The 2155-nt window shown below is 58.7% G+C and carries 1 protein-coding gene and 1 pseudogene; both read left to right on the forward strand.

Going from position 1 to position 2155, the window contains the following annotated elements; translation table 11 throughout:
- On the forward strand, positions 1–1704 hold a 1704-nt coding region (locus tag ACXJKR_RS30535), incomplete at its 5' end, for a PAS domain-containing protein (protein ID WP_457326039.1).
- 141 nt (positions 1705–1845) lie between these two features.
- Positions 1846–2155 (forward strand): annotated as a pseudogene (locus tag ACXJKR_RS30540) (protein-methionine-sulfoxide reductase catalytic subunit MsrP); the annotation flags it as partial.

Consider the following 2155-nt stretch of genomic DNA (forward strand, 5'->3'; position numbering starts at 1 on the left):
GAGCAAGATTTGCTGCGCACACTCCTGGACAACTCACCCGATCATATTTATTTCAAAGATATGCAGTCCCGTTTTCTCAAATGCAGCAAAGCCCAGGCGTTGCAATTCGGGGCCGCGTCGCCGGCGGCATTGGTAGGCAAGACAGATTTCGATTTTTTTTCCGAAGAGCATGCGCGCCCCGCCTATGAGGATGAACAGGAAATACTGCGCACAGGCCAACCGATGATTGGCAAAGCGGAGAAGGAAACCTGGAAGGATGGCCGCGCCGAGTCCTGGACGCTGAGTACCAAAATGCCGCTGCGCAACAGTGCAGGAGTCATCATCGGCACCTTCGGCATCTCCAAGGACATTACTGCGCTGAAGCAGTCGGAAGCAGCGCTGGCATATCACCACGATTTGCTGAGCACGCTGATGGAGAATTCGCCTGATTCCATCTTCTTCAAGGATTTGAAATCACGCTTCGTCAAAATAAGCCGTTCAGAGCTGCATAACCTGCTGCGACTATCGATCAGCCGCTACCGCGCAGTACATCCCGGCACGGATGAAGACGCACTCCCGCCGCATTTGGCCAACGTGGATGAGTTTGAAAAATATGTGATCGGCAAAACCGATGCAGACCTTTACGGCCAGGACAGGGCGAGTGAATTCAGCCATGATGAAGAAGAAATCCTCCGGACCGGAAAACCCATCGTCGAAAAGAGCGAGAAAACCGTCCATCCCGATGGGCGCGTTGTTTGGTATCTCACCACCAAAAGCCCCTGGAGAGACCGGCATGGTCAACTGATCGGGACCTTCGGAACGTCAAAAAACATATCCGAACTGAAGGAAGCCGAGCGAAAAATTGAAGAGGTGCAGGCCCAACTGCTGACTGCGGCACGCCTCGCCGGCATGGCAGAGATCGCAACCAACGTTTTGCACAACGTGGGCAACGTTCTCAACAGCGTCAACGTATCGGCCGACTTGATTGGCGCCCAGTTGCGGGCATCCAAGCTCAAGGGACTCGCCCGCTCCGTGGCTTTGATGGATGCGCATACCGAGGATTTGGGGCAGTTCCTGACGCAGGACAGCAAAGGCAAGCTGCTACCCACCTATTTGCGTGAACTGGCTCGAACACTCGAGGGTGAGCACGAAGCCATAACGACTGAACTGGGCGCGCTGTGCGGCAGCGTGGAACACATCAAACAGGTCATCGCAACCCAGCAGTCATACGCAGGCACGCCGCGTGTTGTCGAATCCGCCAAGGTGGACGAACTGCTGGACGACGCGCTGCGCATGCACACGGTTGCGCTGACGCGTCACAAAGTGGATGTTGTAAAAAACTACCCGACCTTGCCCGCTCTCTTACTGGATCGGCATCGCGTGTTGCAGGTACTGGTGAACTTGATCAGCAACGCCAAACAAGCGTTGAGCGCGACCGCGGACAAACGCGCCTTCATTACGCTCGGTGCTGTTTTGATGGAAGGGCCAGTGCTGCGCATCACGGTGACCGACAACGGCGAAGGCATCGCGCCGGAGAATCTGACCCGCGTTTTCTCTCATGGTTTCACCACGCGCAAGAACGGGCATGGCTTTGGTTTGCACAGCTGCGTTCTGGCCGCACAGGAGATGGGCGGCAGCTTGAGCGTCCATAGCGATGGCCCTGGGCAAGGTGCGTCGTTCATCCTGGAGGTTCCCGTGAACGTACCCACGGGATCCGCGCGCTGAATGGCGATACCGACAAATGCCTGGCCCAAGGTCTGCACGTGCCGCCATGCGCTCAACGCTCAAGCAAGTAGAACGCGGTCGGTGTAAGTTGCGCCCGTCCTGGCCCGACCCAGCCTCAGCCCACAGACCCGAGAGCCCCTCATGCTGATTCGAACGACCGCCCTTCACGAGCCCCTGTCCAGCGAGATCACGCCCCGCCGGGTTTACCTGAACCGCCGCACGGCCCTGGCCGGCCTCGGCCTGGCAACCGCGTCACCGCTGGCTCTGGCCCAGGCCCAGGCCGCGCCAGGTGGCGGCAAGCTGCCCAAGCTGCCGGGCGCCCGCTCGGCCGTGGCCGGTGCGATGGTGATGGAGAAAGTCACCAGCTACGCCGATGCAACCTCGTACAACAACTTCTACGAATTCGGCACCGACAAGGCCGACCCCGCCGAGCGCGCCCACACGCTCAAGC

This window comes from Roseateles sp. P5_E11 (assembly GCF_054049355.1).